Origin of the sequence: Mesorhizobium sp. C416B, assembly GCF_030323165.1 — a bacterium.
In the GTDB taxonomy this organism is placed as follows: Bacteria; Pseudomonadota; Alphaproteobacteria; order Rhizobiales; family Rhizobiaceae; genus Mesorhizobium.
Genome location: NZ_CP100471.1, coordinates 2,354,416 through 2,377,051, shown reverse-complemented (window position 1 = coordinate 2,377,051; position 22,636 = coordinate 2,354,416). Strand labels below are relative to the sequence as shown.

The 22,636-nt window shown below is 61.9% G+C and carries 14 protein-coding genes; 3 read left to right on the top strand and 11 right to left on the bottom strand.

The genetic code is table 11. From position 1 onward, the window contains the following. The first annotated feature begins 214 nt into the window (after window positions 1-214). The gene (locus NLY43_RS11720) at window positions 215-5,146 is read left to right on the top strand and encodes an AAA domain-containing protein (protein WP_023713203.1); all 4,932 of its coding nucleotides are present in this window, start codon (window positions 215-217) and stop codon (window positions 5,144-5,146) included. After that, the gene (locus NLY43_RS11715) at window positions 5,143-6,657 is read left to right on the top strand and encodes a hypothetical protein (RefSeq protein WP_023692440.1); all 1,515 of its coding nucleotides are present in this window, start codon (window positions 5,143-5,145) and stop codon (window positions 6,655-6,657) included. The genes NLY43_RS11720 and NLY43_RS11715 overlap by 4 nt, the downstream gene beginning before the upstream one ends. Before the next feature lie 321 nt (window positions 6,658-6,978). On the opposite strand, the gene NLY43_RS11710 is transcribed toward NLY43_RS11715, so the two are convergent. The 11 genes from NLY43_RS11710 to NLY43_RS11660 all read right to left on the bottom strand — a co-directional run bounded on the left by NLY43_RS11710 (window position 6,979) and on the right by NLY43_RS11660 (window position 21,321). Further along, the gene (locus NLY43_RS11710; RefSeq protein WP_023711806.1) at window positions 6,979-7,962 is read right to left on the bottom strand and encodes a PAN domain-containing protein; all 984 of its coding nucleotides are present in this window, start codon (window positions 7,960-7,962) and stop codon (window positions 6,979-6,981) included. Between the two features lie 35 nt (window positions 7,963-7,997). After that, the gene (locus tag NLY43_RS11705; RefSeq protein WP_245263932.1) at window positions 7,998-8,663 is read right to left on the bottom strand and encodes a PAN domain-containing protein; all 666 of its coding nucleotides are present in this window, start codon (window positions 8,661-8,663) and stop codon (window positions 7,998-8,000) included. Between the two features lie 28 nt (window positions 8,664-8,691). Continuing rightward, window positions 8,692-9,879: a glycoside hydrolase family 3 protein gene (locus tag NLY43_RS11700; protein WP_023711805.1), complete on the bottom strand. Its 1,188-nt coding sequence runs from the start codon at window positions 9,877-9,879 to the stop codon at window positions 8,692-8,694. A gap of 3 nt (window positions 9,880-9,882) precedes the next feature. Continuing rightward, window positions 9,883-10,803, bottom strand: a complete 921-nt coding sequence (locus NLY43_RS11695) for a PAN domain-containing protein (RefSeq protein ID WP_023723437.1) — start codon at window positions 10,801-10,803, stop codon at window positions 9,883-9,885. Continuing rightward, window positions 10,800-11,543 (bottom strand): PAN domain-containing protein, encoded by a 744-nt coding sequence (locus NLY43_RS11690; protein WP_023692436.1) that lies wholly within the window; start codon window positions 11,541-11,543, stop codon window positions 10,800-10,802. Before NLY43_RS11690 ends, NLY43_RS11695 begins: the two co-directional genes overlap by 4 nt. Before the next feature lie 61 nt (window positions 11,544-11,604). Continuing rightward, window positions 11,605-12,558, bottom strand: a complete 954-nt coding sequence (locus NLY43_RS11685) for a hypothetical protein (RefSeq protein ID WP_023692435.1) — start codon at window positions 12,556-12,558, stop codon at window positions 11,605-11,607. Next, window positions 12,555-15,260 carry a virulence factor SrfC family protein gene (locus tag NLY43_RS11680; protein ID WP_023711804.1) on the bottom strand — a complete coding sequence of 902 codons (2,706 nt, stop codon included), beginning with the start codon at window positions 15,258-15,260 and terminating at the stop codon, window positions 12,555-12,557. The genes NLY43_RS11685 and NLY43_RS11680 overlap by 4 nt, the downstream gene beginning before the upstream one ends. A gap of 11 nt (window positions 15,261-15,271) precedes the next feature. Beyond that, entirely contained in the window at window positions 15,272-18,397 is a 3,126-nt protein-coding gene (locus NLY43_RS11675) for a virulence factor SrfB (RefSeq protein ID WP_023829579.1), read from the bottom strand. 37 nt (window positions 18,398-18,434) lie between these two features. Then, window positions 18,435-19,697 (bottom strand): hypothetical protein, encoded by a 1,263-nt coding sequence (locus NLY43_RS11670; RefSeq protein WP_023692432.1) that lies wholly within the window; start codon window positions 19,695-19,697, stop codon window positions 18,435-18,437. After that, window positions 19,694-20,149, bottom strand: coding sequence for a trypsin-like peptidase domain-containing protein (locus NLY43_RS11665; RefSeq protein WP_286460903.1), 456 nt, complete (start codon window positions 20,147-20,149; stop codon window positions 19,694-19,696). Before NLY43_RS11665 ends, NLY43_RS11670 begins: the two co-directional genes overlap by 4 nt. Then, window positions 20,146-21,321, bottom strand: a complete 1,176-nt coding sequence (locus NLY43_RS11660; RefSeq protein WP_286460902.1) for a trypsin-like peptidase domain-containing protein — start codon at window positions 21,319-21,321, stop codon at window positions 20,146-20,148. Before NLY43_RS11660 ends, NLY43_RS11665 begins: the two co-directional genes overlap by 4 nt. Window positions 21,322-21,817: 496 nt before the next feature. On the opposite strand from NLY43_RS11660, the gene NLY43_RS11655 reads away from it, so the two are divergent. Beyond that, the gene (locus tag NLY43_RS11655) at window positions 21,818-22,615 is read left to right on the top strand and encodes a PAN domain-containing protein (protein ID WP_023692429.1); all 798 of its coding nucleotides are present in this window, start codon (window positions 21,818-21,820) and stop codon (window positions 22,613-22,615) included. The last annotated feature ends 21 nt before the right edge of the window (window positions 22,616-22,636 follow it).

Sequence of the window (22,636 nt, the reverse complement as noted above, 5' to 3'; positions counted from 1 at the left end):
ATAGTCCACGGCAGAGCCCCGAAGCCGCCGTTCGGTCGAGGACTGCGACGTAGTCGGTCGACCCGCGCCAGTGGCCCGCGATCTTCTGGACAACATTGTTCGCTATGATCTACCCCCTTCCGCCAAGGCGCGTATCCTGCTCAAAGGAAGTTGCCAGCGCAAAAACGAAAGCTAACATCTGGAGTGGCCGCGGTAGCGGCTCGGGGGAATTCGCTTGAAGATCATCAACTGCGGGAACGGCCTACATGTGCGCGAGGTGAAGGGCATCGAGACCTTAGCTTCATTGCCTTCGCACTGGTTCGCTTATACGAACCTCGACCTTGCTACCGCGCCCGGCTCAAGCCGCGAGATCGACGTCATCATCGTGGCGGACGACCGCATACTGGTCGTCGATCTCAAGGATTGGTTCGGCCCGATCGAGAGCCGCGATGGGCATTGGTACAACGCCGGGCGGGACCATGGCCCGTCGCCGGTCGCGAAGATATCTGCCAACGCGCGCCACGTCTTCATTCAGCTCGAGGCCCACCTCAAGCGCCACGCCAAGGGCGCAAAGCCGATCGTCCCTAGGGTACAGGGCCTTGTGGTCCTGACCAAGGCCACAGACCTCAGCGGCATTTCGGAGACCGAGCGGCGGGCGGTAATGCCCGTCGCGGCGTTCACTTCTTCGCTCAAGTCGGTTCCCAAGCGGATCGAGGTGTTCGGCAAAGGGCCACCCGCTGGCATCCTGACCTCGGCGGAGTGGAAGGACCAGCTCTCGAAGTTCTTCAATATGAGCAAGGGCGTCTTCGTACCTGGCCGACGGACCTATGGTGGCTTCTATGCCACGTCCGCCGCACCGGTGTTCGAGCACCCCGAGGGAATCTTCGCGGAGTTCGAGGCGAGCGACGAACGGCAGTCGCCAACCCTCGGAGTCCTGCGGCTATGGGATTTCTCCAAGGCGGAAACTCGCTTCCAGACCGAAGAAGGACGTAGCGAGATCGCTGGTCGCGAGCAGGAGGTCATCGCCTACCTGCAGGACCGGAGCGAACAGTGCGACAGCGTGATTGTCGGCGGCAAGACGCGCGACCCGACCTTCGGCGTACGATACTGGGAGGTCTATGACCGCCGGCGCCGGCTTCACCGTCTGACAGATTTTGGCAGCTCCGAGCTAGCTGACCTTAGCCGGGTCGATCGAATCGAACTGGCTCGCCAATTGCTCTCATCCCTCGACGCGCTTCACCTCGCGGAGGCAGCGCACCTCGACCTCGGACAGCACAGCGTCTGGGTGCAGCGACCGTCAACCGTTCGGCTCTCGCACCTGATGGCGGCAAGCTACCCCGATGTTCGCTCGCTCGGCGAGTCGCGCTTCCAGTTTCTGTCAACAGGCAAGCTGCCAGAGGACATCTTCGGAGTCGAAACAACCCCTAAACGTCGCGACGTGTTCCTCGCCGCTTCCGCCATTCACCGCATCCTCCTGGGCACGGGCCCTGCAACCTCGAGCGGAATTCCCGAGTGGGACAGCGAGTGCGACAAGGCATCCGACTACGTCGAACTTTACGGCTGGCTGGCGTCCGCGCTCGCGCCCGACCCAATGCACCGGTTCAAGGACGCGGGAGACGCGCTGACGGCCTTCAACGCTGCAGTCGCCATCCGGCCCACGCCTGCGGAAGTCATAGCAGGGCTTGAGCGGCATCGCGGCGCGATCAAGAGTCAGATGGCTCTCTTCCAGGCCTATCCGCCTGCCGAGATCCTGCGAGACGACGAGACGCGCGCCTTGTGGCGCTCCTGCAAGGACGGTCGCGAGGTGCTGGTAAAGGTCTGGAAGCGTGCTTCGTGGGGCGACCAGAAGAAGGAAGGATCGCGCATCCTTGATTTCCTAGATCAGCTCGCCGAGCTCTCGGCAGTCGAGCCCGAGGGATGCGCGAAAATTCTGGGTGCGATGTGGCTGGGCGATGCGATCGTCATGATCCAGGAGTGGATCGATCGCCCCGACCTCGCGCTGTTGATGGCGGAGCACCCGGAGCAATTTGGCGAGGAAGCGCGGCTTCAATTAATCGACGCTCTTGCCCGGCGGGTCGAGGAGTTGCACACCCTTCGCCTGGCGCATGGCGACCTCAAACCTGCCAACATCCTCGTCGATCCCGCAGCACCGAGCGACCCGGTTATCGTCGACCTGAGTGACTTTACGACGGCCACCGAAGGCGACACTGTAATTGCGCGCTATGCCCCCGAGAGCGGCGGTCGCTTCGAACGCGATTGCTTCGCGGTCACAGTCATCGGCGAGGAGCTCCTCGCCGGAAGCGATTCGAGAATATCCGGCCGCCTTCGCGAGGCAATCGCGAAGGTGCGAACCGACGACCCGGCGAACGCGACGTTGCTTCCCTTGATCGATGTGCTGGCGGCCGGCGAGCCGCACGACGCGGACTTGGCGACGATCCGGCTCGCTAGCCCACACGTAGGGGCAGGCCCTTTGCTACCGGACGAGGGCCATTATTTCCTGCGCCGCGCCCCCTGGGGACGTACGCTCATTATCCGCGGGGCCTGCGAGGAGCTTGAGGTCAGCATCGGGGCTGACGGAAAGCCCTACCGGCTCAACCGGCGCGCTCTGGAGCAGTCAAGGATCAGGCTTTTCCAGAGGTTCGAGTTCGCGTCACTCGAAGCTGCCATCATCGTCGAGGACGGTCCAGTTACCAATCTGGAAGACCTCACTCCGCTGCTCGAACGCGAGGATGTCACTGCGGCCCTGGGTCCGACGCAGCCCAGGGCGACGGACGCCGAGGTGAGCGCGGAGGGCGAGCAGCCCGCCGAACAACGCGACATCGTTTCAGGCGAGTCGCCCGAGGACGACCTGATCGAGGCGATCGCTGCTGAGCCACCGCCGAACGGTCAGGTAGACGTGGCGATGCTGTGGGGGATCCTCGTCGATGCCGAGCGGGAGTTGGTCACCTATGGGCAGGTTGCCGAGGACAGCGTCTTCGACATAAGCATCAACCGGCACAAGGTCCAGTTTGACCTGATGAGTGGGTCGTTTGACTACAATCGGCGTGACCGTGTCATGGTCGAGCGCGAGGACCGCCGAGGCAATTGGCGGCCCGTCGGCCAACTCGACCTCCAGCGATCCAAGCCTGACACGCTCTATCTGGAAAGCATGCGGCCGGAGCAGCGAAACGGACCGCCGCTAGTGGAGGAGGGCGACGAGCTTCGCTTCCGGAGCCGCATGGAGGAGACCAGCCTCGACCGTCGCCAGGCTGCGGTCAGGCGGATCGTCGGGCGCACCTCGCGTACGCGCAACCTGATCGGAATCCTCGATCCGCGCACCGCGGCAACACCGCAGTCGTTGCCCGATCGCCAGCCGGTCGAAAAGTTGAAGGAGCAGTACGAGCTCAATGACCAGCAGGCCGAGGCCTTGTCAGCTGTGCTCGCCACACGCCCGCTCGCCCTCGTGCAGGGGCCGCCGGGAACAGGCAAGACGGTCTTCATTGCGGCGTTGGTGCATGCCGCTCTCACCTTGGGGCTGGCGCGCAATGTCCTGCTCGCAAGCCAAGCGCATGAAGCGGTCAACAATGCCGCCGAGGCCGTGCTTAAGCTCTTCGCTCGGGCGGGTGAGATACCGAGCATCCTTCGCGTCGGCAACGAGGGTGTTGTCTCAGACCGCCTGCTGCCATTCCACGTCGAGCGAGTCGAGCAGCTCCAGAAGGATAGGTTCCGTGCCGAGATGCGCGAGCGCTTGGCCGTCGCCGCCCAGGGACTGGGCATTCCAGAGGCGCTGACCGACGCGCTGACCCATGTCGAGATTGCGATAAGGCCCGTCGCGGCCCGGCTGGCCAGCTTGCAGGACGAGGAAAGTTCGGCGCAACGAGTAACAGCGCTTCGCGAGACAATCAGCCAGCAGGTCTTGCCGCTTGGCATAGACGACACGCTGCCCGCCGACCTGGCGGCCGAGAAGATTGTCACGACGATTGTCGACGCCTGCCTCCAGGCCATGCCGCAGGGCGAGCGCCCGAGCGCTGACCGTGTTGCTAGGTTCCAGGCAGTCGCAGGGCTAGCACGCGACTTCGTGGGAACAGTCTCGACCGAGCAACGGAGCCTCGAAACTTTCCTCGCCGGAACGCGCCAGATCGTCGCTGGGACCTGTGTGGGGCTCGGCAGATCGGCGCTTGGCTTGACCTCAACACCCTTTGACCTCGTGATCGTCGACGAAGCGGCGCGCTGCACCGCCAGCGAGCTCGCGGTGCCGATCCAGGCGGGCGCATGGATCGTACTCGTCGGCGACCATAAACAGCTTGAGCCACAGCATCCGGAGTCAGTGGTCGACGAAGTCGCCGAGCGCCTCGGCGTGGGCGTGGCGGAGGTTGCGAGGAGCGACTTCGAGCGCATCTTCGAGACACCCTATGGGATTGCCGCGGGTCACACGCTGCGACGGCAATATCGTATGCTCCCACCGATCGGTGAGATTGTCTCGCGGTCATTCTATGGCAAGCGCCTTGAGCATGGTCGCGTGACGCCGATCATCGACGCAGAAGCGCTACCTGCCGACCTCAGCGCGCCTGTCACGTGGTTCGACACGGCGCCGTTTGGCGAGCGCGCCAAGCAAGCCGATCCCAATCATCGCAAGAGCCTGACCAATACGGTTGAGGCAGACGTGATCGTAAGCCTTCTTAAGCGATGGAGCGAATGCCAGCTGTTCCTCGACTGGCTTGCCCAACAAGCAACGCATGCCCATGGCATCGGGATCATTTGCGCCTATTCGGCCCAACGTGACCTCGTGAGGCGCAAAATCGCCTTGGCACCGATCCATCCCTCGCTGCGAGCCGCGATGAAGGTGGACACGATCGACAGCTACCAGGGCAAGGAAAACCCCATCGTGATCGTGTCGCTTGTTCGCAATAATTGGGACGGGCCCGTGCAGGGCGGCTTCAAGACAATTCGGCCTGGATTCCTCGCAAGGCCCAACCGCATCAACGTCGCGATCAGCCGCGCGATGGACCGCCTTGTTATCGTGGGTAGCTTGAAGCGATGGGAGGAGGCCGGGCCGATGGACCGGATCGCGCGGGCCTTTGCCAGTAACGTTGAATACGGGCACGCAAGGGAAGTAGATGCAATGGCTTTACTGGAGAATCGGCTCAACGCCGCGCCCATTGATGGCGCCTTGGAGAAGGCACAATGACCGTCCAGCCCCGCAGTAAGCTGACGCTCGGCCCCGTGCGCGAGGGGCTCGTCGAAGAATCGGAGGACGGCCCGCTCCAGTTGGCGACGATCGACCTAACGCTGCCCTGTCGTCGGTTCGTCGTCGAGCACAAAGTCGCTGATGTTGGCAAGGTCTCCGTGACAGCCGAGTTTCTAATTCGCTTCGTCCGCGCAATGGGAAGCTGCACAGAGGAAGCGGTCCAGTCCTTCTTCGGATATAGCCGGCGCGAGATGGCCTACGTTTTCCACGAGGTCGAGGACGCCGACTACATCCGTCGGAGCGAGGGACGCATCACGCTGACACAGACGGGGCTTTCGCTCTTCCGCCCTGGTGTCGAAGAACCACTTATCTACGAGGTCGAGCGCAAGATCGCACGCGTCGGCTTCGACCTCATCTCGCTGGCGCCCGCCGAAAAGAAATTTCTGAGCTACTTCGAGCGGAACCTTCCCGAACTGCCGCTGGCCGACGTTGAGCAAGTCAGCTCGGCAACGGAAAGGGTGCCGTCGTCGTTCCGTCGGTTCTTTCGCGAGTTCGCGCTGAAGATCGATCCAATCTCGACCCCGCGACGCACGCTCTATTCCATCGACGGGGTGGCGGCTGAGGAGCGCTTTTCGACGCTCGTGCGCGTCCGGTTGATGTCATCGGGGCTCAAGCCAACCTTACCCGACATCGACCTTTCCGAGTGGAAGTCAGACTACGAGTTGTCAGATCGTGAGGCAGTGGGGCTTGCGGTCGCCGAGATGGTCGAGCGCATGGCTGTTGCGCGGCGGGAAGACGATGGCGAGGCATACCAGCTCCTGATCCAACTTGCCCAAGACTATCTTAAGGAATGGACGCGCCGCGATGGGTTAAGCGTGCAGCGCTTCTATCGACACGCCTTCACGAGCCACGGCGACGTCCGTGCTGACCGCCCGACCGTGCCGATCATCGGCAGCCTATTCACCAAGGAAAATGCGCGTAGGCTGTTCGATGTCGCAAGCTACGGCCTGCGCAAAACGCGCCACGCCGCAGCTGCGATCTATTGGGTGGTGCCCCAGGCCCCACTTTGGGGAAGCACCTCGATCATGGCCGAAATCGTCGAACAGTTCCGCGAACAGATCAATCGCTTGAACGAGGATCTCGGTGTGCGGCAGAACGTAGAGACGATTTCGTTGACCGCACAGCGCGCCGAGCGCTGGGTGAAGGAAGCCTTCACCCGCGGGTACGAGTCGAACGCCCGTGTATTTCCCGGCGGGTTCGAAATGCTGCTCGTCCCGGGTGCCTTCGTCGCCGCAACGGTCCACGCGCCGATCGGCCAACAATCGGGCTTGCCGGTCCCTTTGGGCTTTGCGAGTTTCGACTCGCACGTGTTGGCGCGTGCGGGCGAGTTGCTCGACGCGAACGCCGAAGCGTTCAAACTCGGTGACGTGCTCAGACGAAACCTTATCGCGCCGCCCGCAACGGAAAAGACGGAGGACAGTGCAGGAGGGGCCGTGCCCGCCTCAAAATAGCCGCCGCACCCCTCGAACGGCGAACATGATCCAGAAAAGTTGCGGTTCGCGACCTCGGAGACAGCAGCAGCTTCGCGTCACACGTTGTTGACAACTCGCGGTGTCGAAAGGGGTCAATGCGCAACGTGATCGAACGAAGCATAATTTTGAGCGTCGTCGAAACGGCATCTATCCCCAAAAATTCTATAAGCGGTCAGACCGCATGCGGCCCCAAGGCTGCCGGACCGCAATGCGCCCAATCTCAGTCATTCGATCGCCGGATCTCGATTCCGGGAGCTGCCGTTCGCCGACTTGGCCATGGATCCCTAGCTCACATTCTGATTAGTCTTGGCGTATTGCTCCGCTGTCAGTTCCCCGACTGCTTGAATATTCGCCCGGTTGGTCGAAAAGGACGCAGCGCTGCTGAGATTGGGTGAATCCGAAGGCGATGCATTGGTCCAGTGCCGAGCAGCCCCGTTCGCACTCGTTGCGAGAGCGGGCGCTCAGCACCCGGAACCCGTTGCCTGAAAAAGCCTTGCCGTTGAAATACTCGAAATAGGGAGCCGCACTCGACGCCGGCGGCATGTCATCTCCCGAGATAACGCCGCTAGTAGCGCGGGCGTTCATCAAAAGTTGGCCTTGTCGCTCCTTGAGAAAGCACTTTCTGTTCCACGCGTCGTAAGTGAAAGCCCTGCACCAGCTCTCCGAAGCTCGGCACATGGATTCACACTGTTCCACGTTGTCAGCTTGACGGGTCTCTGCGGCCTTACTCTTTATATCCCTGTTGAGGAAACGCCTGAAAGATCCGGATGGTGGCGCGACGGCCACCGCCTCCTCTTCCAACTCGCCAGGCTCCGGCGGCGGTTCTGCCTGTGGAGAGGCAGGTGGATTGACTGGTGGATGATAGCCAGTGACCAGACTGCGAGTGCCGGCCGTGTGTCCTTGGCTTTCCTGCGCGCCTGCTACGCTCGAGAACAGCCTGCAGACGCCGCCATGCGACGAATGATCAAAGCCCGCGCACCCCGAGCGCGCGGAACAAAGCTTGCTGCAGGCCTCAAGCGGCACGCTGACCGTGGCGCTGACCGCCCCGTTCAGGAAGGTCTGCGGGTAGCGGAAGAGCTCCTGGGCCGATTGCGCGTTTGCGGGCCGACCTCCGGCCGGCGGAACAACAGCAGCCGCAAATGCGACCACAAACCCTATCAGTAGTCCAACGGTTCTGCCGCTCAATTGCCGAATGCGATCAGCAAACCTCCGCGGGCACGCAGGATGCATGTCCGATGGTGGCTCGGACACTTGGAGCACCTGCGGATTGTTCATCTGTGACATTGGTTGCCTTTCTCCGCCGCTTTCCGAAGAGAGCCTCAAAAGCTTCCGGGACCGCTCAGCGGACATTTCCGGGATGCGAGAACCGAGAAGGTCCCAAAATGGTTGTTGCAGATGCGGAACTTAGACGGACGTGCCCTCGACGCCGAGGAGGTCGGATCTGGTGAGGCCGCTTTTGACTTTGCTGCCGGCCGCTGACTTGTCGCCTCTCGTTGTTTTTTACGTCTTGGTTTCGCTCGGACGATCGCCGCAGGCTTGCCAGTCTTTTGCGATGTGGCGCTTTTCTGCTTCGTCGCTCCCGCTTCCGACGCACCCTGGCTCGGCTGCGATGTCGGTTGAGCTGCGACTGGCGGATTGGCTGGCGGACGGTAGCCCATGACGAGACTGCGTGTTCCGGCGATGTGTGGCGGGCTCTCACCCGCGCCAGCCACGTTCGCGAACAGCCGACAGAAACCGTCGGACGACGAGTAGTCGAAGCCGATGCATCCCGAACGCGCGAAGCAGAGGTTTCTGCACGACTTCAGCGGCACGCTGACCGTCGCGCTGACGGTACCATTCAGGAGGGTTTGTGGATAATTGAAGAACTCTCCTGTCGACTGCGCGTTCGCTGGCAGAATCCCCGTTGGCGGCACGACAGCAGCAAGCGCGCCCGCAAGTCCCAAAAGAAGTCCCGCCATCCCGCGACGAAGACCACCTGCCAGCATGTTTCCTCCTCGCCTGCTCAGCCTCGCGCTACCGTTCCTGTAAAATGGTCGTGTCCTCGGAAACGGCCGGTGCGAGCTTCCTTTTCAGGCGCATGATGTTCTCGTAGGATTTCTGTATCCGCTCAAGCATTTCCGGGTCCTTGCGCGCTTCCTCGGACAGGAGGGCGGCAACTTTTTCCGGGACCAGGGGGTCTGGATGTTTGTCGTTGGCAAATATCAGGATGTCGTTCCCTGCCAAAACGGCTCGGCGCACCGAGTCCTCAAAGGTGATGGTGTCGGTAATGGCCTGCATCTGCATGTCGTCGCTGATAACCACGCCCTTGAAGTGCATCTTGTCCCGCAGCAGCCCGGTTAACGTCGCGCGGGAAAGCGAGGAGGGGATTTGGGCCGAAAAGGAAAGCTTGTTATTTATCACATGGGCGGACATGACCATGTCGACATCTCCCGACGCGATCAGGTTCTTGTAGGGGAGAAGTTCCTTATCGCTCCATGTCTTGGAAACGTCGGCCATGCCCTTGTGGCTGTCCTTGGTGCTGGAACCGTGCCCAGGGAAGTGTTTCAAGACCGTTAGCACTCCCTTCGCCCGATGCGCTTCGACGAAAGCCTTCGCGTATGCCTCGACCGTCTGCGGATCGGCGGAAAAGCTCCTGCCAAGCTTGCCAATGATGGGATTTGCCGGGTTGACGTTGACATCGACGACGGGAGCCAAGTTGAGGTTGAATCCCAGATCCGAGAGAGCGGAAGCGAGGTCCTGGTAAATCACGCTGGCCTCGTCTGGACTCATGGACTTAGCCACAGTCGCCTCGCTCGGCGTCTCGTTGAACCCCATGGCTCCAGTGAACCTCTGGATACGGCCGCCCTCCTGGTCGACAGCGATGAGCAGCGGGCTTGCCGCGAAACGCTGCAGGCCCTCGTTCAGTTGCCGCACTTGCTTCAGGCCGTCGATATTGCGCCCCAGATAAATGACGCCCGTGATCTTTCCTTCCTCCGCTTGCCTGACGACTCTCGCGTATCCCTCGGCACCGGGCTGGCTGCCGACAAAGCCAACCAGCACCATCTGCCCGATCATCTGACGCAGCCTGGCGTCTTCGATTATGCGATGCAGGTCGACGTTTGGGATGCGGGCTCTCGGCACTGGGGGGTCAGCCTTCAGCGGTGAGGAAAGGCCAAAAAAGGCGCAGGCAACAGCGGTGAGAAATGCGATCCGCGGCGGCATGTTTTAATCCCTCGGAGCGACGGGATGTACAAAGTCGGGAGTGACCGTCCGGCTGTTTTTTCGCGCCGACGTCATGCCTTTTCGCCGCACCGGGTACAGGTTGGTTCCCTGGACCAGGAAACATCGGTTGGGTCTCACGGTCACCCACGTAAACCCACCGCATCCACCGTCCGAGTGACATTGCCCCATGCATTCCTGATAGGAGATCGCAGGCGATTCCATGCCGTTTCCAATGAAGCCGCTCAGGGTGAAAAGCTCCCAGTCGGCAGTCAAGGTCGGAGGAGGGGCCGATGGTTTAGCCTTGAAATAGAGGCCGGACCGTCCCAAAGGGTAGGATTGCACGAAATCGAAGCCCGATTTTAAAAAGCATCGATTCACCTCCTGATTGTAGGTGAACGCCCGGCAGGAGGTTCGGCTGTCACACAGAGCCGAGCAGCTTTCGGCGTTGGGCGCATCGATGCCTTTTGACACGAGATCGCCCCCCCAAAGGTCAACCCCGCTGAAGGACGCATAGTACCAGGACTCGGCATTGGCGGGATCGTGATAGCCTGGAATCCGCTGGCGGGTGCCGCCGGTCGAGAGCGGGTCAGGTTGTGCTGAGGCGACCGCTGGAAACAAACGGCAGAGGTTGGTTGAAGAGGAGTGATCGAACCCGGCGCAGCCCGAACGCTCCAGGCAGATTTTCCGGCAGTCGTCCAAAGGTCGCCGGAACTCGGCACTGGGGGTTCCCCTCAATGCGGTCTCTGGATATTCGAGAAGTTCGCCTCCTGACGCCTGCGCAGCAATTCCAGGCATCGCAAGCGAAAATGTCAGCAGAAACGCCGCCGACGCTGTTCCGACCACGCGCAACCAATGCCGCCTCCGCTGCATTCCGCTTCCCTTGGCCCAACCCATGAAACCGATATGTAAGAGCGGTTGGGTCAAGGACTGATCGACCCTTCGCAGTAGGTGGTGCGAAGGAAATTCTCGTATGCGTTGGCGTGGTTCGAGCCCGTGTCGCTAGCGTCGACGCAAAGCGAGCTCAGCAGGTTGTTGGCTTGCGCATTGCCCTCTAGCGCGAGTTCGAAATACGAACGCGCCGCCTTATTGGAGTCGATCGCGTCCACGCGGTCCGGCGCGAAGGTCCTTGGATCATACCATTTCGCCATTTCGAGCTTCGCGTCCTGGTTGCCTCTCTGCATTGCGAGATTGATCGCCTGCAGCCCGACGCTCCGGTCTCCGCGCTTGAAAGCCTCCTCGCTTAGCGCGAAGAGTTCATGGCCGTCAGTGTCGGTTTCCTTGAGCTTCGCCAGCCTGGCTGCAAGCGGAGGATTTGTCGGGTCGGTGTAATTCGAAAGCAGGCTGCGCGTCGCAGCGGTCGAACCCACGTTCACGCGTCCGGCGCCCACGCTCGCGAACAGGCGGCACTCGTCCTTTTGAGAATGGTCAAACCCCTGACATCCCGAACGCGCCTCGCAGAGTTTCCGGCATTCTTCTATCGGCTTGGAAAACTGGGCGCTGACGATCCCGTTCAGCAGAGTGTCCGGGTAGTTGAAAAGCTCGTTCGCCGCGGAATTTTCCTGTGCTCCCGCTGACAGGGTCATGCCCAGCAAGATTGCAGCAGCCATGGCCGCCATGTACCCCCTGAAGTGGAGGAAATACTTGTCGAAGCTGCTCTTCAGCATGCCATTGTCCCTCTGACGGTTCCATAGGCGGCGAATTGCCGGACCTTGTGATTTTCAATCATTATTCCAGCGTCCCCTCGCAATAAGTGTCCTTCAGGAACCCATTGAACCCAAGGTCTTGAGGAGAACTCGCGCTCTTCGCGCAGAGGGAGCGGAGCATTTCCCTGGCCGCTGTCTCGCCTTCTACCGACAGTTCGAAATAGGCCCTCGCCGCCCTGTTCGCATCCGGTCGATCTGCTCTGCTGGGCTCGAAGGAGCTTGGATCGTACCAGCGCGCAATCTCGAGTTTCGCGTCCTTGTTGCCCCGCTCCATCGCAAGATTGATCGCCTGCAAGCCGATTCCGCGGGCGCCTTCCCGGTATGCCTCGCCGCTTAGGGCGAACAGCTCAACGCCGTTAGTGTCCGTCAGCTTCAGCCTCTCGAAACGCGCGAGCAAAGGCTCGGGGTTGTTGAACCAACCCCTGCTGTCGGCAATGTAGTATCCTCCCCCTGCCAGAAGCAGCGCCAACGGGATCAGTAGGTACAAGAACCGCCTCTTCTTTGGCGGCTGGGCCAAAGGCTGGGGTTTCGGCTCCACCACCCGTGGCAGCTCAACAACCTGTTCGAGGGCCTCTTCAAGCTCCCGTTCTATAGCCTGAGGAATGGACATCTTGAAAGGGGTCAGTTCCTGGGACCAAGCTCCCGGGCTAGGTGGGATCGGCGGCCAGAAGGCGCTCCCCTCAATGTCATGGCCTTCGACTTCGATCTTCACCTGCAGGTCGACCGGGATCTGGTCGCAGACCTCGGGTCCGACGACCAGCGTGGCCGAATTCGCGCCGCGGCTGACGACCGCTGCCTCTACGGTTGCGGGACGCGCCTGCCATCCGGCGGCGCCAAGATAGGGAGCGTCCTTGGACTTGCGCATGATCGACAGTCGCAACCCCGGAGAGCTGCCTAGTTCCTGCGGGAACGTGATCAGGGCATGCCCGAACAGGCGCGTCTCGTCCTCGCTGACTTTGACCGCAACCTTGTTCATCGAGCAGTCCCAACGGGCGCACCAAGCAGCGGCGCGGACTCATCGAGCGCGTCCAGTATGGCCCTCAGGCGCTCGTTCTCCTCGACGTTTATAATGATCCCTTCGCCCGAGAGGACGTTGTCAGTAACCACTTGGTGGAAGGCGTACATCCACTCCGAGAGCGCGAGGTAGGAGAAGTTCCGCCGCTCCACCCCAAGCCCGTCGCAGTCTGAAACGCTCGGACGGCGGGCAAAAACCCTAACTTCACCGTTCTCAGTGCCGTCAGGAGCCAGAGGCCGCTTGTTCTCGGGCATCGCGTCGAAGCCAAGCGTGCTGACGAAACGGTTGATGTGGCTCGTGGCAAGAAAGCCAGCCTTCTCGAGCAGGATGTCGGACCTTTCGACTGAACTTCCCGAGAGCTTGGCAAGGTCCCTGGCTATGCGCTCTTCGAGCCCCGATCGCCGCGCGGCAGATGTAAGCTCGGCGACCAACTCGCTTGCGGACTCTTGCCCGAGGCCAATGGCCTGCAACGCATTGTCGTTTCTCGCGAGTGCGAAAAGGCCGTCCGTCCAATGCCTGATGGCTGACCGGGCGAGATAGGCTTCGCGCGGCAGCGCTTTCTGCGAAACCGACTCCCCGGAGGAAACCACGGCCGCGGCCACCTTCTTCTTGCTGCCGGGCAATGGAGGGGCGCCGGGCCGCGGAGGCGCCGGTCGCTTCTTCGCCGCGGCGTCTGTCCGTCCTTCGGAACCTTCCTCCGGCGCGTTCTGCCGCTTGAGGCGGTTGCCGTACTCGATGTGAAGGTGTTCGGAGATTCCGTTCTGCGATATCTGCAGCATCTTCATGGCGGTCCCGAACTGGTCCCGCTCCCAAACCTCGGTGAAGTTTGCGAGAATCTGGTCCGAGACTTCCCGACGCTCGGCTATCCGCTTGTTGATGTCGCTTTCGATGAAATACGGAGCGAGCACACGGCGGATATCGTGGGCTATGTCCCCGACGCGGCCTCGTATCTGTGAATACTTGATGTCGGGACGACAGATGGCCGCGAGGTTCTCCGCCAGATAGCTTACGCCGCCATCGTTCAGCCTGAGGGCCTCGTCGAAGGCCTTGGCCGGCTCGCGGAAGTGCTGCTGAACTTCACTGACCTGAAGATACGCCTCGCGCAGCGCGGCGACCTTCGCGACCTTGTCGGGCAATATCTCGGTCTCCACGCCGCCTTTGTACTTGATCAGGGACTCTGCCTTGAAGTTCGGGTTGCGCAGCCAGTAAGAGTTGTTGAAAGGCCTGTCCGGCATCCATTCGAACGGCCACTTGTGGGCCTTGCCGAAAAAGCGCGTTAGCGAGGCGCCCAGGCGCGCGCTGAAACGATCCGCCAGGCTCTGTCCTTCCTCGCCCGCCTTTTCGCTGAAGTGCATGTCGAACATCGTCAGCACCAGGAACAGCGCAGTCTCGGTCCGGGCCCGATCGAGCGGGCTTTCCCCGTGCGAGGTTCTGATCCAGTCGTCGATCATGTCGGGAAGGGTCGCGACGTCCTGGTTCGAGGGCTTGATGCACAGCAGCATGCTCGAAAGCTCCTGCTCTGCAACGTAGCGGTCGAAGAGGTAGGCAACCTTGCCCCGGACGAAGAGTTCCTTGAGCGCGTCGGGGTTGCCCTCGATGAAGGCCTGAAGGTCCACCTTCTGCCTGCTGCGAGCGCCCGGGAAGTCCAGGAGGTCTGTGTGCTCGAAGAACGGCCATGGCTGTTCCGATATCGCAATCCGGAGTTCAGCCACCAATGCGGCGATAACGGGTCTCGGCAACGAAACCGTCGATCCTTTCATTGGCCGGATCAGCAACTCGTCCTGGCCGGATTTTCCGAGCCCCCGCAGCGTCTCGACGTCTATGATGCTGCTTTCCCGGGGAACCAGCGCCTCGACAGGGCAGTAGGCATCCTTGGCGAACCCCAGGCTCTCAAGGGCGGTGACGAGTTCGACGAAGAGATCGGTAAATTTCTGCAGACCGCCCCATAGCACGGAAAAAAGGTCGCCGCGGTCGGCAATGGAAAGCCGGGAGCCAAGGAAGGCCGCTTCCTCCCAGTAGGCCCCTAGCGTTTCGATGTTCGGCAACCCGGCGAACTGCTTCTCGAAATACTCCTGGAGGTCCCACACGTCCTCCTCGGCCAGGCCATCCGTCGCTGCCTGCGGCATAGCCCGGCTCTTCGCCCTTTCCAGGGTGGACAGGACGCTGTCGGAAGTCAGCGGCGCGCGTTTCTTCGCGTCTCCGTCAAGGAAGAAGCTGTTGCCCAGGACCTTGGCCACGTCCGTTTCGCTCAGCATCCTCAGCACAACGGGCGCGCCGGGCGGACTTGGCTCTTCTCGAACCGAAAAGCGGGTGACAAGCCCGGTCGACTCCCGATCGCCACCGGGGTTGATCTCCCGGATGAAATCGACCTCCCGCCCGAGATCGCCGAAGCGAGCCATCAAGGGCGCGCTTCCATTGCGGGCCAGGACGGACACAAGATAAGACTTGCCAGCCTGGCTGGGGCCGAACACCCCGACGCACATGGGGCGGTCTATGGCCAGCATCGCCTTCCGGGTGGCAACGATCGACTTCTTGAGCTGCTGCTCGGCGCCCGAGCGCGTGCTGCCGACCCGCTCCGCGTTTGCTGAGGCTCCGATCCAGACAAGGCCCTCCTGCGCCGATTTCAGCGCCGTGTCGCAGGTCTTCTTCAACTCTTTACGCATGCCTTCAGCTTTCACTGGATGGAGATAATTCCGGTATCGAGCCAGTAGCCGTCGCCCGCCTCGACCGCGAGCGTGTCCAGCTTCAGCTCCATGATGCGCTTGACCGGAGAGCCGTCGGCGTCCTCCGCGTCCTGAACCACGAACTCCTCGCGGGTCGCCTCGCTCGTAAGAAGCGCGATCTCGTTCGCCTCGTCGTCTTCCGGCACCTGCACATTGCGCGCGATCGTGACGCGGACCGGCTTTCGCACGCTCCGCGCCGATCGCGTCTGCGCGGTGGTCAGCTTGTAGAGCGGAGTCGCCACCCAGCGCTCCAGTGGAAGCTGCCTGAAGCCAATGCGAAGCGGGCTGTGGTAGTCGAATTCCGCCTCGGCTTCCGCCGTTGCGGCATCGAGGTCGATGTCCGAGAAAAGCAGGGTTTCGTCCGGCAGCACGGAGCTGCCCTGAAGCCGACCGATGTACCGGGCCGTCGACTTCATCCTGAGGTACTGGGAATAGAGGGTGAAGTTGGTGATCTGCCGTTCCGCGAGCGCGCACAGCATTGCGCCCACGACCGCGGTCGTCTTTGGATCGTCGATGTGCGTGTTGCTGACGCCCCGGAAGGGATACCACGTGCCGACGCGATAGTCCTTGATCGGAATGACGCGGTCAGGCCGGACCGACATCTTGTTCATGAACAGGCTTATCATCTGTGGCAGGCGCATCGGCCGCCCGGTCAGCAGCACCACGTCAGCGTCCAGATGGTTGATCGCTTCCGCGATGTTGTCGAACACGCCGTCGAAGATCGACAGGACGCACTCTTCGACCGCCAGCGGGTCGACTGCTATGTCGCAGTCGGAGACCGTGAACTCTCCGGCTCCCAGAGCCCCTATGCTGTCCTTGAGATATCCGAGGATGCGCGCGTCAACCGGAATGTCGCCTCCGGCCGTCGTTCGTCCCCCGGTCTCGAAGAAACTGCCTGCCTTCCGGATTTCCGTCTTGCGGCTCGTCGCAGGCATCGCTTCGCATTCGGACAGAACCGCGATGGCGATTGGCTGCAGAACCTGCAGAACGAACTGGCGTCGCAGGTGCTTTTCCTGCTCGGACATGTTCGGGTTGTCGCCTGCGAAGCGGTCCTTGAGATAGTTCCGCGCGTTCGGGAGGCCCGCTTGAGCCAGGCCTTCCTCGAGCCTGGGTATGACAAGCCGCTCGATAACCACCTTGAGGAGGTCGTCCCCCGCGATACGGAATCCCTCCCGAAAGTTCTGGTCGGGGAAAAGGGCGACATTGTCGGTTTGAAAATAGGTCGTAACCATGAGGTCGGTGGTGCCGCCGCCCACGTCGACGCTGGCGACGCGCAGGGACCGTTCGAGCTTCTCCTTGGCCTTGGACGCCGGGAGCGCCTTCGGCCTCTCCCTGTCCTTGCCGAGCATGTCGAACAGCGTCCTGATCGACCCGCCCAGCTTGTGCACGGCCTCGCCGTAGAGATAGACCAGATGAACTGAACTCGCCTCGTCCCAGGAGCAGTGGATTTCCGGACGCTGGCTGTTTATGCCGCTGTCGCTGTCGCCCCATCCCGACAGGGACCAGAGAAGCTTGACCGCGGCTTCTGCGCGCGACCGCAGGATGCGCTGCTCCTGGATCGGGGTCGCTGACGGGATCGTCAGGATGATCCTGCGCAGGCGTCGCGGAGAATCTTTGAGTCTTCTCTCCCGGCGGGTGCCGGGGTTGTTCATCATCGACATCGCCTGCGCAATGATTTCGACAAGCATGAACGTGAAGAAGGACGACCTCGAGAAGCAGAAGCGGCTCGCCGTCTGCAGTTCGCTCTCTTTGACTTTCAACCTGAACTGGCGCCTGTCGCTCTCGAGCTGTTCGAGGACGTCGCCGCGGTCGTTTATGAAGCGGTACATGGAGCGCTCGATCAGCGGCTCGGTTCCCGCATGGCCCGCCGAGGCCGAGCGGAACTTCCACTCCTGGAGAACCGGATCGGAACTCCACAGGTACCGCTTCGGCGAAGAAAGCCCCGTGGCCGCCTCGGTGCCTTCCGACTCCCCGCGCAGGCGGGAGGCCTCGGGGCCGATGCGGAGCAGGCTTGGCCAAAAGAATGCCCGCGGTCGGCCTGACCGCCTGGCGATGTCTTCCGCTCCGAATTCCCCGGCCACCAGTTCGCACTGGCTTTCGAACGGATCGCGATAGACGAGTTCGGGCTTGGAAAGGTCGCGCAATTCCAGCACGACGGAGTTGTTGAGGTCGACGTTCACGTCGTCCGGGAACGACTGGATCAGAAGTCCGCACGACCGCGAGTTCCCGATGTCGAGCACCAGGTCGACGTCGACTGGATGGACGTTCCTGTTGTCGCTGACCGTGTCGATGAGGGTGACGCGAACGGGCTTGATCACGCTGGCGAGAAACTGGACGAAGGTTATGTAGCGGGCGAGGTGCTCGAACTGGAAAGGAAAGTCATCGGGCCTCAGCTCCTTGCCCTTCCTCTGAAGCTTCTTGAAGGAGTGGAGGATGTCCCTCAGCCAATCGTCCAGCCATTTCTGGGCGTCCACGGGCCCTTGTCCGGGAACGTCGACCTTATGGGAAAGGAACGAGATGACGTCTGGAAGCTGGCTGACGAACCGGAACGATTCTGTCCGCATCGCGTCTTCCGGACAGGGCGCGAGATAGGGACGGTTCGTCTTGCGGGGCGCAAGCGAGCTGTCGAATGCGAAGATTGCCCTGTGCGTTCCCTTCCGGTCGCCATGGGCGTTCCTGGTTTCCGTAACCCTTACCCGGACCCAGTCGGTCGGGCCCTGTGCGTAAATTTCGTTGCCCAGCGAGTCCTTTCCGGGTTCGATCTTGAAGAACGGCACCGGAACCCAGCGGTCGAGGAAGGTCTCGAGCGCCCTCGACTTCGCGATGTCGTATACCACGTCGTCGCCACTCGGGGGATACGGCGGCTGGTCAGAGTCGGGGTCGTCATCGTTCCAGTTCGGAAGCAGGCGGATCAGCGTCTTTCCATCCGACCCCGTTTCGCCCGGCGACACACGCTCGATGAACGACCTCGTAAGACGCGGCGAAGCGTCGAAGTCAAACCCGAACTCGACGAACTGGAGGCCGCTGTCCGGCACCAGCGTGAAGCCGTCGCTGAAATCGGCGAGGTTGGTCAGCATCGATTCGTCCTGTCAGGCTGGTGGCGGCTTGCTGCAGTCATGGAACATTGAACTCCATGACTTTCATCTGCGTCGCGTCGTGAGACTCTTCAGTCACGCTGCCCGGGTAGCTTTGAGTGGCGTCACCCTTCTTGAGGATGACGTTGAAATCCGTCCGCCGGGCAGGATCTCCGCGCTTGTTGAACATTCTCAGGTAGACCTCGTAGTGTCCGGGCGGTGGCTTGCTCGCCCACGTTATGTGTTCGACCGGCTTGGTGCTCTCTCCATTGAGATTCATGTCGATGTCGTGCACGCCCCCGCATTTCGGCTGTCCGTCCAGAAGCACCATTCCGCCGTCCGGGCACTTCACGAAGAGGTCCAGGTCGGTCCGGTTGTTCCAGATGAGCGTCACCTGCGTCTGGCCTTCCGCACCGCCTGCGCTTTCGACGCGATTGTCTGCTTCCTGCGCTGGGTCAGTCTGCTCGGCCCTTGGCGCCGGAGCGGGGGGCTGGCACGAGTTCAGGTGCCGCCGCAGCTGCTCCTCGATGACAGCTTCTTCCGACATGAGTTCCCGCGTGCGCAAGCTACTATGGTCGACAGTCGGCTGCGGCGCCGCAAGGGCGCAGTAAGCGCCTCCGCCCTTTCCAAATGCGGTGACTCCGAACGGAAGGACCAAGCCGCAAGCCGGGAGCAGCAGCCACGCGGTCGCCCCCGCGAGTGCTACGGGAACAAGCCAAAGAAGCCTGCGGGCGACCGACTGCCACCAGGCAGGTCCAGCAGATCGCACGGGCCGCTCCGTTGCTGTGTCCGCAACAGAAGCCGTCGGCGGGCGGTCCCGGGCGGCTTCAGCAATCTGTCCCTTGCCGCTGGTTTCCGCGTCATGTTTTTCGTAACCCCATGCCGTAAGCACGAGCACTCCGTCGCTCCCGTCGGAGCCGCCGGAAACCCATACGTTCTCGTCGTCGGGGAATGTCACCGCGTTGCGCAGCGCAGTAGCCGTCGAGCGGGCTGCCGGGTCGGTGCGAGCCTCATGCGCGGCGGCCGCACGAAGAACTGCGCGGACGGATTGGTCGAGCCGCGCCTTGTAGACGGACGCCGTTTCGGGCGGGAGGTCCGTCAGCCGGACAAGAGGCTCGTCGCGCTCGGTATACCAGTCGATCCCAGAGCCGTCCTTTCGCGGCACCGGTTCGGCCAGCTCGAGGCCTATGCCCCCGGGGAATTCCCGTCCGAGCACGGCTTGAAGCCTATGGACCGAGCGCTCCGCGGTCGACCCGAGGGAACGCATCAGGCTGAGGGTCGTGGTCGCGACGAACTGGCTCATTTGACAGGGCCTTCCGTTGGCCCTGCGGCCGCGGCTATTCCCGTGGCCGGATTACACGGCTGATCGGCGCCGGCCACCGTCACGCCGTTGGCTGACAGGAACCGGATGGCGTCGCTCGCGCCGAGGGAGAAGTTCAGCTTCTGAACGTTCCCCCCGTCGAGGACTATGAAGGTGTTGACTCCGACGGCCCGGCCGCAGGCGTCCGAAAGGGGACCTCCGCTGTTGCCGGGGGAAATGTTCGCGGAATGGGTAATGACCTTTGCCGCCCCGCCCTGAGGCATGGCCATGACGTTGCCCTGCGTGACGACCATCTCAAGATTGGCAAGCCCCGTGGTGTCGCCATTGAGGATCGCTCGATAAGTGCTGTCCATCGACATCACGAATGACGGAAAGCCCCCCGCGATGACGCTGTCCAGCCTGGCGATTTCCGTAGAAAGGTGCAGGGGCCTCACAGTGCTGGGGCATCATCCACCCGAAGGAGGGCAAAGTCCGGATTTCCAGTCTCGCTGCTTGCGGATCTTGCAACGACACGGGCGGGAACCGCACGCCCGAGTGCCTTGCTGGCGACGAATACCGTCCCCCCGGCGCCCTCGACAACGTGGTTGTTGGTGAGGATTTCCCTCTGGCTCACAAAGAACCCGCTTCCAGTGCTGAGGGAGTCCGCCGAGGGTGCGAGCACGAGGACCGTCGCCGAGTCCAGGGCGGCGAGAAGCGAATGCGGTGAGCCGGGGGCAGGCGCCTGCCCGCGGGCGGCTCCTGACGCGCCGTTTTCTGTTCCACCGCCGGACTCATGGAGCGGCGGACCGAGAACAGATGAATCTGCCTCGCATGCAGCCTTTGCGAGCTCCCTTTTCATTTTGCCGATTCGCTCTTCAAGGCTCCGGTTGACCTCCTCGTTGTTCACGAGTGGAGCTGTCGGTGGCGGCGGGAGCGCTTCCGGATAAACGAGGTTGCCCGGCGAGGCCGCGTAGATCAGGCAGGCGGCGAACACCAACGAAAGGGCAGCTATGGGCCAAAGCCAAGACTGTTTGTGTCGAGCTGGCGCCGTTGATTGAGCCTCTTGCGTGGATGCTGCGGTGGCCTCGGGTGCAATCACGCGCCGCGGGGGAGACAGTCCGGCAGTGGCGAAACCTCCCAGGGCAGCCCACGCCTGACCAGGCACCCGGGGGGACATGCCGCTTGGAAGGTAGGGGCCAATTGTCTGCTCGCTGTGCCGCACGAATGCGGCGCGGGAGGAGCGGGCTTCCTCCGGCAGCACTCCCCAATTCGTGAGGACGGCGTTCTCGCCGACGGCGACGATAGAGGCTTCGTCCGCGACATTGAGCATCGCCCCAACGGTCCCGCCGATTTCCCGGTCCGCCAGGGCTGGTCGAAGCGCCTCGATCCGCGCGGCCAAGTTCGACTCGATCCGCGACCGTTTTCCCCGATCGAGTTCGCCCAGTTGCTTCGGCTCCTCGTCGAAGCTGCTGAACCACGCCACGACCAGGCGGCCGCCCTCCTGCTCCTTGGCGTTCGGTTCCGCGAACAGCCGCGAGGTGTTGTCCCCGCACAGTTCATCTATGCGGGCGAATGCCGTTTCGCAGTCGTGCCACAGCGGTTTCCCTGCGACAGCCAACACGTCCACGGCACGCGCGGACGTTGAACGAACGAAGTGGACATTGCCCCCCCGAGCCATTAGGCACCTTCCCCTTGCCGCAATAAATCGTTGACCATGCGGCGTCCCCGGCCTCATATTTCGACGTAAAAAACGCAGTGTCAACGAGCCCTCAAGTAGATTCGACTCAGATGCTTAACCTGTAGCGGGCTCGCAGCCTATTTCACGTCTTGGCGACCGTTTCTATCTTGAACCCAATTTCGCGGTGCTCATCCCCCATTTATAGCTGGAAATGCAAATTCTGGAGAATTACGGTGGCGCCGGGCTGGTATTGCCGAGCCCTAAAGGGGCATTGCCTACGGCAAAGAAAAATGAGGCAACAGGAAAGATCGCGACCTGTCATGAGAATCCTGGCTGGCCGTCTAGTTCGACCCTCCACGTCGCCAGTCATGACATCAAGCCGGCGAACTTCGCTGACTTGGCGATCAAGTCCACTTGAAACAGAATAACAGCGGCCGGGGGAAACATGTTTGCGCATCTTTTTCGCTGCGGATTCCAAGAGTTCGTGCTCGGAGTCGCCGGGTCGTCTCTGGCAACTCTCGTCCTTCTAGTCGGCATTCAACCGATCGGCGCGCAAACCACGGCAGTGTTCTTCGACTATCCCGGGACCTCACTGAACGGGTTCGTCAGCGCGCAGGTCATCGCACCCTTGGAGGCGTGTCGTTCCCTTTGCACCTCGCGTTCGGGCTGCGTTGGGTTTGACCACTCGACCGAGGGCGGCGTTTGTCGGCTTTTGGCGAGCGTAGGCTCCGCCAGCCAAAATCGGCTTTCGACGGCAGCCACGCGGAACCTGGTCGCCGGCTATCGTCCTCCCTCAAATCCACCCGAGGCGCCTTCCGCCGTCCAGCCGAAACCCGCAGTTGTGCGCTCGGAGCCGCCAGACATCAGTGGCCGCAAGGTGAGTTATCGATCGATTCCTGGCGACCCGAGGCCGATAGGCTGGGTCTATATCAATGTCTGCAGCGGAGCCCCGGTCGATGCGGCCTCAATTCGCAGTTCGATCAACGGATATGTTTTTGAATCGTTGCGCGTCATTCCGGGCAGAATTGAACAGTTTGACAGGAACACCACACCGCAATGTGCGCTGGTGCCCAAGGCCGTTGGCTATGCCTCGCCGAGCGCCGAGGAATGGAGAATTGGAGCGGTGCTGGAGGAGATGCGTCCGATCCTTCGTGCTGCAGGAGTGGGAACGCGCGCGGACGGTCTATTGCCCATGCAAGGTTCTGACCGCTACCGCATCGATATATGGCTTAGTCACGAGTGAATGCCTCGGCTTCACTGCGGG

Bases quoted from the DNA above. Each gene is read 5' to 3' on its own strand.
- NLY43_RS11680 (WP_023711804.1), bottom strand. From the start codon at position 15,260: ATGCGTAAAGAGTTGAAGAAGACCTGCGACACGGCGCTGAAATCGGCG.
- NLY43_RS11715 (WP_023692440.1), top strand. From the start codon at position 5,143: ATGACCGTCCAGCCCCGCAGTAAGCTGACGCTCGGCCCCGTGCGCGAG.
- NLY43_RS11690 (WP_023692436.1), bottom strand. From the start codon at position 11,543: ATGCTGAAGAGCAGCTTCGACAAGTATTTCCTCCACTTCAGGGGGTAC.
- NLY43_RS11670 (WP_023692432.1), bottom strand. From the start codon at position 19,697: ATGAGCCAGTTCGTCGCGACCACGACCCTCAGCCTGATGCGTTCCCTC.
- NLY43_RS11685 (WP_023692435.1), bottom strand. From the start codon at position 12,558: ATGAACAAGGTTGCGGTCAAAGTCAGCGAGGACGAGACGCGCCTGTTC.
- NLY43_RS11675 (WP_023829579.1), bottom strand. From the start codon at position 18,397: ATGCTGACCAACCTCGCCGATTTCAGCGACGGCTTCACGCTGGTGCCG.
- NLY43_RS11710 (WP_023711806.1), bottom strand. From the start codon at position 7,962: ATGTCACAGATGAACAATCCGCAGGTGCTCCAAGTGTCCGAGCCACCA.
- NLY43_RS11700 (WP_023711805.1), bottom strand. From the start codon at position 9,879: ATGCCGCCGCGGATCGCATTTCTCACCGCTGTTGCCTGCGCCTTTTTT.
- NLY43_RS11705 (WP_245263932.1), bottom strand. From the start codon at position 8,663: ATGCTGGCAGGTGGTCTTCGTCGCGGGATGGCGGGACTTCTTTTGGGA.
- NLY43_RS11655 (WP_023692429.1), top strand. From the start codon at position 21,818: ATGTTTGCGCATCTTTTTCGCTGCGGATTCCAAGAGTTCGTGCTCGGA.